The organism is Nocardioides sp. cx-173 (genome assembly GCF_021117365.1).
Taxonomy (GTDB): Bacteria; Actinomycetota; Actinomycetes; order Propionibacteriales; family Nocardioidaceae; genus Nocardioides.
Window position 1 is genome coordinate 1107839 of record NZ_CP088262.1, and the last position, 14096, is coordinate 1121934.

General features: G+C 71.6%; 13 protein-coding genes. 12 read left to right on the top strand and 1 reads right to left on the bottom strand.

Going from position 1 to position 14096, the window contains the following annotated elements; genetic code table 11:
- Positions 1-51: 51 nt before the first annotated feature.
- From LQ940_RS05335 to LQ940_RS05370, 8 genes are all read left to right on the top strand, one after another.
- Positions 52-1071, top strand: coding sequence for an LLM class flavin-dependent oxidoreductase (locus tag LQ940_RS05335; protein ID WP_231242087.1), 1020 nt, complete (start codon positions 52-54; stop codon positions 1069-1071).
- 103 nt (positions 1072-1174) lie between these two features.
- Positions 1175-1960 carry a hypothetical protein gene (locus LQ940_RS05340; RefSeq protein ID WP_231242086.1) on the top strand — a complete coding sequence of 262 codons (786 nt, stop codon included), beginning with the start codon at positions 1175-1177 and terminating at the stop codon, positions 1958-1960.
- Positions 1960-3873 carry a fumarate reductase/succinate dehydrogenase flavoprotein subunit gene (locus LQ940_RS05345; RefSeq protein ID WP_231242085.1) on the top strand — a complete coding sequence of 638 codons (1914 nt, stop codon included), beginning with the start codon at positions 1960-1962 and terminating at the stop codon, positions 3871-3873. Before LQ940_RS05340 ends, LQ940_RS05345 begins: the two co-directional genes overlap by 1 nt.
- Positions 3874-3875: 2 nt before the next feature.
- Complete coding sequence (locus LQ940_RS05350) at positions 3876-4646, top strand: succinate dehydrogenase/fumarate reductase iron-sulfur subunit (protein ID WP_231242084.1); 771 nt, start codon at positions 3876-3878, stop codon at positions 4644-4646.
- An 85-nt stretch (positions 4647-4731) separates the two neighbouring features.
- Positions 4732-5082, top strand: a complete 351-nt coding sequence (locus LQ940_RS05355; RefSeq protein WP_231242083.1) for a hypothetical protein — start codon at positions 4732-4734, stop codon at positions 5080-5082.
- A gap of 5 nt (positions 5083-5087) precedes the next feature.
- Positions 5088-5900: a hypothetical protein gene (locus LQ940_RS05360; RefSeq protein WP_231242082.1), complete on the top strand. Its 813-nt coding sequence runs from the start codon at positions 5088-5090 to the stop codon at positions 5898-5900.
- Position 5901: 1 nt separating this feature from the next.
- On the top strand, positions 5902-6405 hold the full coding sequence (locus LQ940_RS05365) for a hypothetical protein (RefSeq protein ID WP_231242081.1): 504 nt from the start codon (positions 5902-5904) through the stop codon (positions 6403-6405).
- Entirely contained in the window at positions 6398-7348 is a 951-nt protein-coding gene (locus LQ940_RS05370; protein ID WP_231242080.1) for a hypothetical protein, read from the top strand. The genes LQ940_RS05365 and LQ940_RS05370 overlap by 8 nt, the downstream gene beginning before the upstream one ends.
- Before the next feature lie 6 nt (positions 7349-7354).
- On the opposite strand, the gene LQ940_RS05375 is transcribed toward LQ940_RS05370, so the two are convergent.
- On the bottom strand, positions 7355-7765 hold the full coding sequence (locus LQ940_RS05375) for a hypothetical protein (protein WP_231242079.1): 411 nt from the start codon (positions 7763-7765) through the stop codon (positions 7355-7357).
- 101 nt (positions 7766-7866) lie between these two features.
- Here LQ940_RS05375 and LQ940_RS05380 point away from each other — a divergent pair, with 101 nt between their 5' ends.
- Genes LQ940_RS05380 through LQ940_RS05395 form a run of 4 tightly spaced genes read left to right on the top strand, consistent with a single transcriptional unit; the run spans position 7867 to position 14071 of the window.
- A complete protein-coding gene (locus tag LQ940_RS05380; RefSeq protein WP_231242078.1) occupies positions 7867-9612 on the top strand; it encodes a methylmalonyl-CoA mutase family protein in 1746 nt (581 codons plus the stop codon).
- The gene (scpA, locus tag LQ940_RS05385) at positions 9609-11810 is read left to right on the top strand and encodes a methylmalonyl-CoA mutase (protein WP_231242077.1); all 2202 of its coding nucleotides are present in this window, start codon (positions 9609-9611) and stop codon (positions 11808-11810) included. Before LQ940_RS05380 ends, scpA begins: the two co-directional genes overlap by 4 nt.
- A complete protein-coding gene (gene meaB, locus LQ940_RS05390) occupies positions 11810-12829 on the top strand; it encodes a methylmalonyl Co-A mutase-associated GTPase MeaB (protein ID WP_231242076.1) in 1020 nt (339 codons plus the stop codon). The genes scpA and meaB overlap by 1 nt, the downstream gene beginning before the upstream one ends.
- A 57-nt stretch (positions 12830-12886) precedes the next feature.
- A complete protein-coding gene (locus LQ940_RS05395; RefSeq protein WP_231242075.1) occupies positions 12887-14071 on the top strand; it encodes an amidohydrolase in 1185 nt (394 codons plus the stop codon).
- Positions 14072-14096 lie beyond the last annotated feature (25 nt).

Genomic DNA, 14096 nt, shown 5'->3' on the forward strand with positions numbered 1-14096 from the left:
CGAAGTCCGGCGCACGGGAAGGGTGAAGGTTCAACCAGCGTTGGGGCAGGCATGAAGAAGATCGGCTTCCTGTCCTTCGGCCACTGGTCGTCCACGCCGCACTCGCAGGCCCGCTCGGCCTCGGACGTGCTGCTGCAGTCGATCGACCTGGCCGTGGCCGCCGAGGAGCTCGGCGCGGACGGCGCCTACTTCCGGGTGCACCACTTCGCGCAGCAGCTGTCCTCGCCGTTCCCGCTGCTGGCCGCGGTCGGCGCGCGGACGAGCCGGATCGAGATCGGCACCGGCGTCATCGACATGCGCTACGAGAACCCGCTCTACATGGCCGAGGACGCGGGCGCCGCGGACCTGATCTCCGGTGGCCGCCTGCAGCTGGGCATCAGCCGCGGCTCACCGGAGCAGGTCATCGACGGCTACCGCTACTTCGGGCACGAGCCCGGCGAGGGCAAGGACCACGCCGCGATGGCGCGCGAGCACACGAGGGTCCTGCTGGAGGTGCTGCGCGGGGAGGGGTTCGCCGAGCCGAACCCGCGCCCGATGTTCCCCAACCCGCCGGGACTGCTGCGCATCGAGCCGCACTCGCCGGGGCTGCGTGAGCGCATCTGGTGCGGTGCGGGGACCCGGGACACCGCGGAGTGGGCGGCGCGCCAGGGCATGAACCTGATGAGCTCGACCCTGCTGAGCGAGGACACCGGCGTGCCGTTCCACCAGCTGCAGGCCGAGCAGATCGAGCGGTTCCGTGCCGCCTGGGCCGAGGCCGGGCATCCCCGGGAGCCGCGGGTCTCGGTCAGCCGCAGCATCTTCCCGGTCGTCAGCGACCTGGACCGCGCCTACTTCGGTCGCGAGGGCGGCGGCGGGGACCAGGTCGGCTACCTGGACGGCGGCAAGGCGCGCTTCGGCAAGACCTACGCCGGCTCCCCGGAGCGCCTCGTCGAGGAGCTGGCCCGCGACGAGGCGGTCGCGGCGGCCGACACCCTGCTGCTGACCATCCCCAACCAGTTGGGCGTCGACTACAACGCCCACGTCCTGGAGACCGTCCTGAGCGACCTGGCGCCGGGGCTCGGCTGGCGCTGACCCGCTCCGGGGGAGCGGGAGGGAGCCGAATCTCGTCGGTGTGGGCTCTTTCACATCCGCCGGATTCTGTGCAGACTCAGGCCCGGACTCCACGGAGGTGGGCATGACGACTGGCGTGCACGGGCCGAGCAGGGCCGAGATCGACGAGAGGACCCTGCGCCCGGACCGGTGGTGGCTCTCGCCGCTCACCACGTTCGTGGTCTTCAGCGCGTTCGTGGTCTACGCCACCGTCCGGGCCTTCATGGGTCGCGACTACTACGCCTCGCCGTACCTCTCGCCGTTCTACTCGCCGTGCCTCGGCGACTGCGTGAGTGGCGCCTCCGACTTCGGCCAGCCGTTTCGCGCGTGGCCTCTCTCGGCGGCGCTGCTCATCCTGATCTTCCCGCTTGGCTTCCGGATGACCTGCTACTACTACCGCAAGGCCTACTACCGGGCCTTCTGGCTGTCCCCGCCGGCGTGCGCAGTGGCGGAGCCGAAGGCCAAGTACACCGGTGAGACGCGCCTCCCGCTCCTGCTCCAGAACGCCCACCGCTACTTCTGGTACGCCGCCGTGCTGGTCGGCCTGGTGCTGAGCTTCGACGTGGTGCTGGCCTTCCGCAACGAGGATCACGAGTGGGGCCACATGGGCCTCGGCACCCTGCTCATGCTGATCAACGTGGTGCTGATCTGGCTCTACACGCTCTCGTGCCACTCCTGTCGCCACACGGTCGGGGGCCGGCTGCGGCACTTCTCCCAGCATCCGGTCCGCTACAAGCTCTGGACCTGGGTCTCCCGCCTCAACCAGGACCACGGGCGCTATGCCTGGTACTCGCTGTTCTCGGTGGCGCTGGTCGACCTCTACATCTTCCTGATCGCCAACGGCACCATCGAGGATGTGACGTTCTTCTGATGAGCACCCCCGTGAACGACCGGCACCCGATGACGGGCAACGAGATGTCCGGCGAGGCCGCCGGCGGCATGGAGCGCCACACCTACGACGTCGTCGTGGTCGGTGCCGGCGGCGCCGGCCTCCGCGCCGCCATCGCCGCCCACGAGGCCGGAGCCCGCACCGCGCTGGTCTGCAAGTCCCTGCTCGGCAAGGCCCACACGGTCATGGCCGAGGGCGGCATCGCCGCCGCCATGGCCAACAGGTGGCCCGAGGACAACTGGGAGGTGCACTTCCGCGACACCATGCGTGGCGGCAAGATGCTCAACAACTGGCGGATGGCCCAGCTGCACGCGCAGGAGGCGCCCGAGCGGGTCATGGAGCTCGAGGACTGGGGCGCGCTCTTCGACCGCACCGACGACGGCCTGATCTCCCAGCGCGACTTCGGCGGCCACAAGTACGCCCGGCTCGCCCACGTCGGCGACCGCACCGGCCTGGAGATGATCCGCACCCTGCAGCAGCGCGCGGTGTCGCTCGGGATCGACGTGTTCATGGAGTGCACGGTCACCGAGATCCTGCTCGACGAGGGGGCCGGTGGCGCGGTGGCCGGGGCCTTCGCCTACTGGCGCGAGACCGGCCGCTTCGTCCTCTTCGAGACCCCCAGCGTCATCCTCGCCACCGGCGGCATCGGCAAGTCCTTCAAGGTCACGTCCAACTCGTGGGAGTACACCGGCGACGGCCACGCGCTCGCGATGCGGTCGGGAGCCTCGCTGATCAACATGGAGTTCGTGCAGTTCCACCCGACGGGGATGGTCTGGCCCCCCTCGGTGAAGGGGCTGCTCGTCACGGAGTCGGTGCGTGGCGACGGCGGGATCCTGAAGAACTCCGAGGGCGAGCGGTTCATGTTCGACTACATCCCGGAGTACTTCAAGAGCGAGACGGCCGACACCGTGGAGGAGGCCGACCGCTGGTACGAGGACAAGGCGAACAACCGGCGGCCACCCGAGCTGCTGCCGCGCGACGAGGTCGCCCGGGCGATCAACTCCGAGATCAAGGCCGGCCGCGGCACCCCGCACGGCGGCATCTACCTCGACATCGCCTCGCGCCGCTCGCGGGAGTTCATCCGCAAGCGGCTGCCCTCGATGTACCACCAGTTCAAGGAGCTCGCCGACGTCGACATCACCGCCGAGCCGATGGAGATCGGCCCCACCTGCCACTACGTGATGGGCGGGGTGGAGGTCGACGCCGACACCCAGGAGAGCTCGGTCACCGGGCTGTACGCCGTCGGCGAGTGCTCGGGCGGCATGCACGGCTCCAACCGGCTGGGCGGCAACTCGCTGGGGGACCTGCTGGTCTTCGGCAAGCGCGCCGGCGAGGCCGCGACGGCGTACGTGAACGCCCTGCGTGCCTCCGGCCGCGACGTCGTGGTCGACGAGAGGGACGTCAAGGCCGCCGAGCAGAGCGCGCTGGCGCCGTTCGAGGTGGAGGGCGGGGAGAACCCCTACACGATCCAGTCCGACCTGCAGCAGTCCATGAACGACCTCGTCGGCATCATCCGCACGGCGCCGGAGCTCGAGCGGTCGCTGAGCGAGATCGAGGCGTTCAAGGTGCGCGCGGCGTCGATGAAGGTGGAGGGGCACCGGCAGTACAACCCCGGCTGGCACCTCGCGCTGGACCTGCGCAACATGCTGATCGTCAGCGAGTGCATCGCGAAGGCGGCGCTGGCGCGAGAGGAGTCGCGCGGCGGTCATACCCGCGACGACTTCCCCGGCCCCGACGAGGAGTGGGCCACCAAGAACCTCGTCGTCAACCTGAACGCCGAGGGCACCGGCGTCGATCTGTATGAGAAGCCACTCCCGGTGATGCCCGACGAGCTCCAGAAGTACTTCGAGCCCGCGACGGCCGAGCCACCCGCCGAGAGCAAGGAGGGGAAGTAGCCATGGGGTACGACCTGAAGATGCGCATCTGGCGCGGTGACCAGTCCGGCGGCGCGCTGGGCGACTACACGGTGGAGGTGTCCGAGGGCGAGGTCGTCCTCGACGCGCTCCACCGCGTGCAGGCAAGCCAGGCCGGCGACCTCGCGATCCGCTGGAACTGCAAGGCCGGCAAGTGCGGCTCCTGCAGCGCCGAGATCAACGGGCGGCCCCGGCTGCTGTGCATGACCCGGCTCTCGGACTTCGAGGAGGGTGAGACCGTCACGGTCACGCCGCTGCGGGCCTTCCCGGTGATCCGCGACCTGGTCACCGACGTCTCCTTCAACTACGAGAAGGCACGCGAGCTGCCGTCGTTCGCGCCCCCGCCGCGCGATGCGGACGGCAAGCGGCGCATGGCGCAGGTGGACGTCGAGCGCGGCCAGGAGTTCCGCAAGTGCATCGAGTGTTTCCTGTGCCAGAACGTCTGTCACGTCGTGCGTGACCACGAGGAGAACAAGCCGGCCTTCGCGGGGCCCCGCTTCTTCCTGCGCTACGCCGAGCTGGACATGCACCCACTCGACACCCACGACCGGCGCGAGCTCGCCCAGGGCGCAGCGGGTCTGGGGATGTGCAACATCACCAAGTGCTGCACCGAGGTCTGCCCGGAGGGCATCAAGATCACGGACAACGCGATCATCCCGATGAAGGAGCGCGTGGTCGACCGCAAGTACGACCCGCTGGTCTGGCTGGGCAACAAGATCGGGCTGCGCAACAAGGACATCGACGGCCGCACCTGAGCCGATTCGCCCGCCCTCGGAGTTTGGTCGTGCGTTCACCGGGTAGGAACCCGGCCTCACGTACCGCGAGTCGAAGGGCAGGGGAATGAACCAACCACACGGGCCGCAGGTCGGCGCAGAGCTGGCCGAGCTGTACCTGAAGGGCAAGAGCACCCTGCCCCTGGTGGCGGGTGAGGTCAACGGCGCCGCCGGCAACGTGCAGGGCGCCACGATCTACTCCGCGATGAGCCGCTCCGCCTCCCTGGGGCTGGGCGCGTCGGGCTGCTACGACTCGTTCTCGGCGGCGCGCAGCTCGCTGGCCGGGCGTCTGGAGACGCTGGGTCAGCAGCTCGACACCGCCGGCATCAACATCATGAAGACCGCGCGGGACCTCGCGGACGTGGACGAGGCGACCGCGACGGCGTTCCGCAACCACGGAGGGGAGTTCCCCGCTTGAGTATCATGAGCAAGGCCGCCGAGATCCAGCAGGCGCTGCGCGACGGGTGCAGCCACCCGTCGCACGACGAGGCCATCAACTCCATCCCCGGTCTCTTCGAGCCCTGGGACGACATGCCCGAGCCGAGCGAGTTCGACCCGGCCATGGACAGCCTGAGGCTGGCGATGGCGAACCTCTCGTCCGGTGAGGTCGACTCGGACCCGATCAGCAACCAGCCGGTCTCGGTGAACATGAACCTGCTCGAGATCGACAGTGTCGCGGGTGAGCTCACCGAGTGGGAGGGCGAGGCGATGGAGTCCTTCCGCGACCACGTGCAGACTCCCTTCCCCGGCGTGACCAAGAACCTCTACAACGCGGCGGCCGTGCTCTACGGCGCCGCGGAGGCAGAGAAGGCCATGTGGGAGGCGGCGAACAACGACCTCAACTCGATCGCCGACAAGGCGATCAGCGCGGCCGACAAGATGTGCGAGACCGGCAGCGGCCAGGCGTCGTTCTGGATCACGGTCACGGCCTCGGTGGTCGGCGTAGCACTCGCGGTGCCGACGGGCGGCGCCAGCGTCGCGGCCGTGGCGGGCGTCTTCGCCGTCGCCGGCTCGGGTATCGCCACCGACTGGAGCGTCGACACCCCCGAGGAGGCCGTCGAGAAGATCGCCTCTGCGCTCGAGACGCTGCAGGAGAAGCTGCTCGAGACCGAGACCAAGATCCAGGCCGCGCTCAACGGCGTGAACGCCGCCCTGACCGAGGGCGGCAACGGCTACCAGCTCCTCAGCCCGGTGTCGCTGTTCAACGGCCCCGGCGGCATCGACGGAAGAGGCTGACATGACGACCTACCCCGAGGCCGCGGCCCGCATCGAGCTCGAGGTCATGACGCCCAACGAGCAGCTGTTCGGGCGGCTGCGCGGCAAGTACGACGTCACGATCACCATCGCCCCGGGCTTCGCGGAGAGGGCCGGCGACCGCGAGACCGCCGTGCAGCTCGGCCGCCTGTGCCGGCTCATCTTCATGCACCGCGCCCAGCGCCTGGACCGCGTGGAGGAGGAGACGATGCAGCCCGGGCCGCCCGAGCCTCCGAGCGCGAAGGACCTGGAGTTCCAGCGCCGCTACGAGGAGCTCACGGTGAGTGAGACGTCCTCGGACGGCACCATGACCCTCACCGTCGTCGGGCTCTCCAACTGGACCTGGGACATCGCGTCCGGCACCGTCGACCGCCGGGGCAGCGACGGCGTGGCCGCCAACGCCACCGAGGTCGCCAACGCCGTCGCGCTGCGGCTCGCCGATGAGGTGCGCAAGCTCAACATCCGCGTCTATCACCACCATGACTGACGCCCGCCGCGCCGCAGCGGCGCTCCTCGCGTGCGTCGCCGGGCTGACGCTGGTGTCGTGCGGTGACGAGGAGGCGGCGACCGAGGTCGTCCCCGCCGCGAGCGGTGCGAGCATCGACGGTGAGCAGAGCGAGGTCCAGCTGCCGCATGGGCGGCTCACCTTCGAGGTCACCGACGCCGAGGAGGTCACCGAGGACGACGCGCCGGACGCCGGGACCTCCGGTCGCTTCGTGGGCGTGGACTGGACCTGGGAGCCGGGTGCGGGAGTGCCGCCCCTGGTCTCGGGCTTCCTCCTCGCCGACGACGTCGAGGCGGCCGTCCGCGTCCAGGTCGACGGCACGTGGCACGACCTCGGACCGGCCTACGACACCGCGGAGGGAGGGGCCGCGGGCACCGCCTTCTTCGTCCCGGCCGGCGACGACGTCACCGCCGGCGACGTCAGGCTCGCCGTGGACTTCGACGGGGTCGAGCAGACCGTCCAGGGGGACGGCTCGGGGCTCGAGGCGGGCGCCGCGGCTGCGATGTACGAGCTCACGGGTGAGCCCGTCGAGCCCGAGTGCCCCGTCGCGCTGCAGCCGCAGGGCGTGGCCGGCGAGGCGACGTGCACCGCCGCCTTCGTGGAGCTCCCGTACGTCACCGGGCTCGGCTGGGCGGCGACCGGCACGACCTGGATCGTGGCCGACCTCTCGGTCACCGCGACCGGGCTGTCCGTCGCCGGTCAGGACCAGCCGATCGTCGAGCAGACCGAGACCGCGACCCTCGACGGCGTGGAGCCAGCCTCGGTGCTGCTGGACGAGGCGAGTGGCGCTGCCCAGCGGACCCAGTCCGTTTACGCCGGGGAGCCCGGCGCCGAGCGCCGGCTGAGCTTCACGCGCAACCTCAGCTCGTCGCAGCGGGCGGTCGTCGCCAAGGCGACCGGCGAGGTCGTCGTCCCCGCCGCCTGAGCACGGTCAGGCGTCGTTCACGACGTTGGAGACGGGGATCTCGCCGCGGCGCAGGTCGTCGGCGAGGGCGTGGATGCGGATCCCGCTGGACTGCCAGTCGCCGGCCGGCTCCTCGTACCAGATGTGGAAGCCATGGCGGGCCTCGACGGTCCAGTGCTGTCCGAAGAGGGCGCGGCCCAGGAGGGCGAAGGGGACGACCAGCAGGAGCAGCAGCAGCTCCAGCGCCGCCACCAGGACCAGGATGAGGAACGGGATCATGACGACCAGGAAGACCAGCCCGATGACCATGCTGACCGGGTCGTCGCCCAGCCCCGGTCCCGAGGGCAGGTCGGACAGGGCGCCCTTGAGCCGGCGGCGCCACGGCACCCAGCGCCGGGTCACCCGCCAGGTCTGGCCCGTGGGGTCCTTCACCTTCATGCGCACAGGCTAGGCATCCGCCTCGCCGACCGGCCGCCCGAGGGGAGGGGAAAGGTCACACTCGGTGGCACCGGCTCCCGAGCGCTCCTATGGTTCGCATCATGACTGTTGAGGGGAGTGCGCCCGGCGCCGTGGCCGGGGGCCTGGACGAGCCGGAGGAGCTCGAGCCGGAGCAGGGCACGCTCGCGCTGGCCGCCGACGACGACCGACACACGGTCGCCGACTGGGAGGCGGCCGCGGCGGCGGTGCTCCGCAAGTCACGGCGGCTCAGCGACGACGACCCCGACTCGCTGGTCTGGGAGAAGCTCTCGCGCCGCACGCTCGACGACCTCACCCTCACCCCGCTCGGTACGCCGAGCCTCCTCGACGACCTGCACACCGAGGGTCGCCCGGCGCGCGCCGGCGACTGGGACGTGCGGGCGCACCTCGCCGGCGGCGATGCGACGTGGCTGAGCGAGACGGCGCTCGTCGACCTGGACGGAGGCGTGACCTCGCTGTGGCTCCAGACCGGGGGCGACACCGACCTCGCCGCCGCACTGCGGGGGGTGCTGCTCGACCTGGCCCCCGTGGTCCTGGATGCCCCGGCGGGGGAGCAGGCCGCGCTCGCCCGGGCCCTTCTCGGCGTCCTCGGCGACACCACGCCCGCCCCCGGCACGAACCTCGGCGGCTGCGGCGACGACCTCGAGGAGGTCGCCCGGCTGGCCCTCGAGCGCGGCGTTCTGGGCGTGGTCGTCGACGCGACGGCCGTGCACGACCGCGGGGCCTCCGACGCGCAGGAGCTCGGCTACTCGATGGCGCTGGCCGCGTCCTACCTGCGCCGCCTCACCGAGGCCGGCCTCGGGGTCGACGAGGCGGCGGGGCTGTTCGAGTTCCGCTACGCGGCCACCGACGAGCAGTTCCCCACCATCGCCAAGCTGCGCGCGGCGCGCCGGCTCTGGGCCCGGGTGCTGGAGCTGAGCGGCGGTGACGCCTCCGCGCCGCAGCGCCAGCACGTGGTCACCAGCAAGCCGATGATGAGTCGCTACGACCCCTACGTGAACATGCTGCGTACGACGGTCGCGGCCTTCGCCGCGGGGGTCGGAGGAGCCGACGCCGTCACCGTGCTGCCGTTCGACGCGCCCCTGGGCCGTCCGGACACCCTCGGCCGGCGGATCGCCCGCAACACCTCGGCCCTGCTCATGTGGGAGTCCCACGTCGCGCGCGTCGCGGACCCCGCCGGCGGTGCCTACGCGGTCGAGAAGCTCACCGACGACCTCGCGCTGGCCGGCTGGGCGGAGCTGGGACGCATCGAGGAGGACGGATTCGACGCGCTCGAGCAGCGGGTCGCGCAGACGGCGGCGCGCCGCGACTCCGAGGTCGCGAGGCGCCAGCGCCCGATCACCGGCCTCACCGAGTTCCCGAACCTCGCCGAGACCCTGCCCGAGCGCGAGCCGGACGGGTTCTTCGACGGGGTGCGCAGCTACGGCCACGCCTTCGAGGCGATGCGCGACGAGCCGGCGGCGACGCCGGTCTTCCTCGCCACCCTCGGCGCGGTGGCCTCCCACACCGCCCGCGCGACCTTCGCCGCCAACCTCCTCGCGGCCGGCGGCATCGCGACCGAGGTCGCGGGCGCCACGGACGGCGTGGACGACCTGCTGGCCGCGTACGGCGGGCAGCGCGTCGTGTGCCTCGCCGGCAGCGACCCGACGTACGGCGACTGGGGCGCGGCCGCGGCCCGAGCGCTGCGCGAGGCCGGCGCCTCGCATGTGATCATCGCCGGGAAGCCGAGCGAGTACGCCGACGACAGCTGCGCGATGGGCGTCGACGCCCTGGACTTCCTGACCCGGACGAGGGAGAAGCTGGCATGAGTGTTCCGAAGAGCTTCGCAGGGCTGCCGCTGACCTCCGGGGGTGGTGTCGAGACCGGCGCCGGCGCGCCCTCCTCGACCACCGCGAGCGCCTGGGCGAGCCCCGAGGGCATCGACATCCTGCCGATCTACGGGCCCGAGCACCTCGCGGGGCTCGACGCGCTGGACACCTTCCCGGGCCTCAGCCCGTTCCTGCGCGGGCCCTACCCGACCATGTACACCACGCAGCCGTGGACGATCCGCCAGTACGCCGGCTTCTCCACCGCCGAGGAGTCCAACGCGTTCTACCGGCGCAACCTCGCGGCCGGGCAGAAGGGGCTGAGCGTCGCCTTCGACCTGGCGACCCACCGGGGCTACGACTCCGACCACCCGCGGGTGCGCGGCGACGTCGGCATGGCCGGCGTGGCCATCGACTCGATCTACGACACCCGCACCCTCTTCGACGGCATCCCGCTCGACGAGATGTCGGTGTCGATGACGATGAACGGCGCGGTCCTGCCCGTGCTGGCGCTCTACATCGCGGCGGCCGAGGAGCAGGGGGTGAAGCCGGAGCAGCTCGCGGGGACCATCCAGAACGACATCCTCAAGGAGTTCATGGTCCGCAACACCTACATCTACCCGCCGGCGCCGTCGATGCGGATCATCTCCGACATCTTCAGCTACACCGCCGCGAAGATGCCGCGCTTCAACTCGATCTCGATCTCGGGGTACCACATCCAGGAGGCCGGGGCGACGGCCGACCTGGAGCTGGCGTACACGCTCGCCGACGGCGTGGAGTACATCCGCGCCGGCCTCGACACCGGCATGACCATCGACCAGTTCGCGCCGCGGCTCTCCTTCTTCTGGGCGATCGGCATGAACTTCTACATGGAGGTCGCCAAGATGCGCGCGGCCCGCGCGCTGTGGGCCCGGCTGGTGCGTGACTTCGACCCCCAGAACCCCAAGTCCCTCAGCCTGCGCACGCACAGCCAGACCAGCGGCTGGTCGCTCACGGCTCAGGACGTGTTCAACAACGTCGGGCGCACCGCCATCGAGGCGATGGCCGCCACCCAGGGCCACACCCAGTCGCTGCACACCAACGCCCTCGACGAGGCGATCGCGCTGCCGACCGACTTCTCGGCCCGGATCGCCCGCAACACCCAGCTGCTGCTGCAGCAGGAGAGCGGCACCACCGGCACCATCGACCCGTGGGCCGGCAGCTACTACGTCGAGCGGCTCACCCACGACCTCGCCGAGCGCGCGTGGGCGCACATCCTCGAGGCGGAGGCCGCGGGCGGGATGGCCAAGGCCATCGAGCAGGGCATCCCCAAGATGCGCATCGAGGAGGCGGCCGCCCGCACCCAGGCGCGCATCGACTCGGGCACCCAGAAGGTGATCGGCGTCAACACCTACCGCCTCGCGGCGGAGGACAAGCTGGACGTGCTCCGGGTCGACAACGACGACGTCTACCGCCAGCAGGTCGCCAAGCTGGAGCGGCTGCGTGCCGAGCGCGACGACGACGAGGTACGACGCACGCTCGAGGCGCTCACCAACAGTGCCGAGCGGGGTGCCGATCGCGGTGCCGAGCGCGGGGCCGGAGGCTCGCTGGACGGCAACCTGCTTGCGCTCGCGGTCGACGCCGCACGCGCCAAGGCGACGGTCGGTGAGATCTCCGACGCGCTGGAGAAGGTCTACGGGCGCCACCAGGCGGTGATCCGTACCATCAGCGGCGTGTTCAGGGACGAGTCCGGCGGCACGGGCGGCACCCTCGTGCAGCAGGTGCTGGACGAGACCGAGGAGTTCGAGGAGGCGGAGGGCCGCCGCCCCCGCATCCTGGTGGCCAAGATGGGCCAGGACGGCCACGACCGCGGCCAGAAGGTGATCGTCTCCGCCTTCGCCGACATGGGCTTCGACGTCGACGTGGGCCCGCTGTTCTCCACCCCGGAGGAGGTCGCCCAGCAGGCGATCGACGCCGACGTGCACGTCGTGGGCGTCTCCTCCCTGGCGGCCGGCCATCTCGCGCTGCTGCCGGCGCTGAAGGCCGCGCTGGCCGAGCAGGGACGCCCCGACATCATGGTCACGATCGGTGGGGTGATCCCGCCCGACGACGTGGTCACGCTGCGGGAGATGGGTGCGGCGGCGGTGTTCCTGCCCGGCACCGTGATCGCGGAGTCGGCCCTCGACCTGCTCGCGAAGCTGCGGGACCAGCTGGGCCACTAGTGGCGCGCGAGTCGGCCGAGGAGCGCGTCGCCCGGCTCGTCGCGGGCATCCGCGACGGCCGGCGGGCGTCGGTGTCGCAGGCGATCACGCTGGTGGAGTCCGCCAAGCGCGAGCACCGGCTCCAGGCCCGAGCGCTGCTGACGGAGCTGGCGTCCGGGCCACCCCGGCCCACGACGCGGGTCGGGGTCTCGGGGGTGCCCGGCGTCGGCAAGTCGACGTTCATCGAGTCGCTCGGCACCCGCCTGACGGCGGCCGGGCACCGGGTCGGGGTCCTGGCGGTCGACCCGAGCTCGGTGCGCACCGGCGGCTCCGTGCTGGGGGACAAGACCCGTATGGCGCGGCTCTCCGCCGACCCGCAGGCCTTCATCCGGCCCTCGCCCTCGGCCGGCACCCTCGGCGGCGTCGCCCGGGCCACGGTCCAGGCCATGGCGGTGCTCGAGGCGGCGGGGTACGACGTGGTGCTGGTCGAGACCGTCGGCGTCGGCCAGTCCGAGGTCACCGTCGCGGGCATGGTGGACACGTTCCTCTTCCTCACGCTGGCCCGCACCGGCGACCAGCTGCAGGGGATCAAGAAGGGCATCCTCGAGATCGCCGACGTCATCGCCGTCAACAAGGCCGACGGCGATCGCGAGCAGGAGGCCCGCTCCGCCGCCCGCGAGCTGGCCGGTGCCCTGCGGCTGGTGCGCGGCAAGGACGAGTGGGCTCCACCCGTCGTCACCGTCTCCGGTCTCACCGACGTCGGCGTGGACGACCTGTGGCAGCGCGTCCTCGCCCACCGCGAGCACCTCGGCACCGACGGGCTGGCGGCCAGGCGCGCCCACCAGCAGCTCGACTTCACCTGGGCGCTGGTCCGCGACGAGCTCGACCAGCGCCTGCGCCACTCGCCCGGGGTCCGCGAGATCCGCGACGAGGTCCGCGCGGCCGTGCTGGCCGGTGACCTGCCGGCCACCGTCGCGGCCGACCGGCTGCTCGCGGCCTACGACCGCGAGTCAGAGACGGGCGGTGGACGGCCTGGCTGATCGAGGACTCCGGTCCCGTGACGTCGAGCCAGCTGCGTCAACTAGCCTGGATGGGACATGACCGACATCACCGCTGTGATCTCCGACGTCGTCGACAAGTACGACGCCGAGCTGATCGAGCTGCGCCGCGATCTGCACGCGCACCCCGAGCTGTCCTGGGAAGAGACCCGCACCACCGACATCGTCGCCGCGAAGGTCGAGGCGGCCGGGTGGCGCGTGAGCCGGCTGACGCGCACCGGGATCGTGGCGGAGATCGGCCACGGGGAGCGCGTGGTCGCCCTGCGCGCGGACATGGACGCGCTGCCGGTCAAGGACGTGACCGGCGACCCGTGGGCCAGCACTGTGCCCGGGGCGGCCCACGCCTGCGGCCACGACGTCCACACGACCGCCCTGATCGGGGCCGCGCAGGCGCTCGGTGCGGTGGCCGACACGGGCCTCCTGCCGGGGCGCGTGCGGCTGCTGTTCCAGCCGGCCGAGGAGGTCATGCCCGGCGGGGCCTTGGACCTGATCGCCCAGGGGGCCATCGCGGGGGTCGAGCGGGTCTTCGCACTGCACTGCGACCCGGCTGTCGACGTGGGCCGGGTGGGGCTGCGCTCGGGGCCGCTCACGAGCGCCGCGGACCGGATCGAGGTGCACCTGCGGGGGACCGGCGGTCACACCTCCCGACCGCACCTGACCGGCGACCTCACCTTCGCGCTCGCCAAGGTCACCACCGAGCTCCCCGCGGTGCTGAGCCGCCGGATGGACCCACGCGCCGGTGTGAGCGTGGTGTGGGGAGTGGTCCAGGCCGGCTCGGCGCCGAACGTGATCCCCGACCGCGGCCTGGTCGGGGGGACCGTGCGGATCCTCGACGCCGTCGCCTGGAGCGAGTGCGAGACGATCATCCGCGAGGCCGTCATCGACATCGTCCGCCCCTACGGCGTCACCGCCACGCTCGACTACCAGCAGGGCGTCCCGCCCGTGGTCAACGAGGTGCGCTCCAACGAGATCCTCGCGGCCTCGGTGCACGACGTGCTGGGGCCAGGGGCCCAGGTCGAGGTGCATCAGAGCCTCGGGGGTGAGGACTTCGGCTGGTACCTGGACCGGGTGCCCGGCGCGATGATGCGCCTGGGCACCCGCACGCCGGGGGGCGCCACCTACGACCTCCACCAAGGCAACCTGCGCGTCGACGAGAGGGCCGTCGGCATCGGCGCCCGGCTGCTCGCGCGGTCGGCCACGCGTGCTTTGGTCACCGACTGGTAACAACCGTGACATTTCCCGACCTCCC

Bases quoted from the DNA above. Each gene is read 5' to 3' on its own strand.
- LQ940_RS05335 (WP_231242087.1), top strand. From the start codon at position 52: ATGAAGAAGATCGGCTTCCTGTCCTTCGGCCACTGGTCGTCCACGCCG.
- LQ940_RS05340 (WP_231242086.1), top strand. From the start codon at position 1,175: ATGACGACTGGCGTGCACGGGCCGAGCAGGGCCGAGATCGACGAGAGG.
- LQ940_RS05345 (WP_231242085.1), top strand. From the start codon at position 1,960: ATGAGCACCCCCGTGAACGACCGGCACCCGATGACGGGCAACGAGATG.
- LQ940_RS05350 (WP_231242084.1), top strand. From the start codon at position 3,876: ATGGGGTACGACCTGAAGATGCGCATCTGGCGCGGTGACCAGTCCGGC.
- LQ940_RS05355 (WP_231242083.1), top strand. From the start codon at position 4,732: ATGAACCAACCACACGGGCCGCAGGTCGGCGCAGAGCTGGCCGAGCTG.
- LQ940_RS05360 (WP_231242082.1), top strand. From the start codon at position 5,088: ATGAGCAAGGCCGCCGAGATCCAGCAGGCGCTGCGCGACGGGTGCAGC.
- LQ940_RS05365 (WP_231242081.1), top strand. From the start codon at position 5,902: ATGACGACCTACCCCGAGGCCGCGGCCCGCATCGAGCTCGAGGTCATG.
- LQ940_RS05370 (WP_231242080.1), top strand. From the start codon at position 6,398: ATGACTGACGCCCGCCGCGCCGCAGCGGCGCTCCTCGCGTGCGTCGCC.
- LQ940_RS05375 (WP_231242079.1), bottom strand. From the start codon at position 7,765: ATGAAGGTGAAGGACCCCACGGGCCAGACCTGGCGGGTGACCCGGCGC.
- LQ940_RS05380 (WP_231242078.1), top strand. From the start codon at position 7,867: ATGACTGTTGAGGGGAGTGCGCCCGGCGCCGTGGCCGGGGGCCTGGAC.
- scpA (WP_231242077.1), top strand. From the start codon at position 9,609: ATGAGTGTTCCGAAGAGCTTCGCAGGGCTGCCGCTGACCTCCGGGGGT.
- LQ940_RS05395 (WP_231242075.1), top strand. From the start codon at position 12,887: ATGACCGACATCACCGCTGTGATCTCCGACGTCGTCGACAAGTACGAC.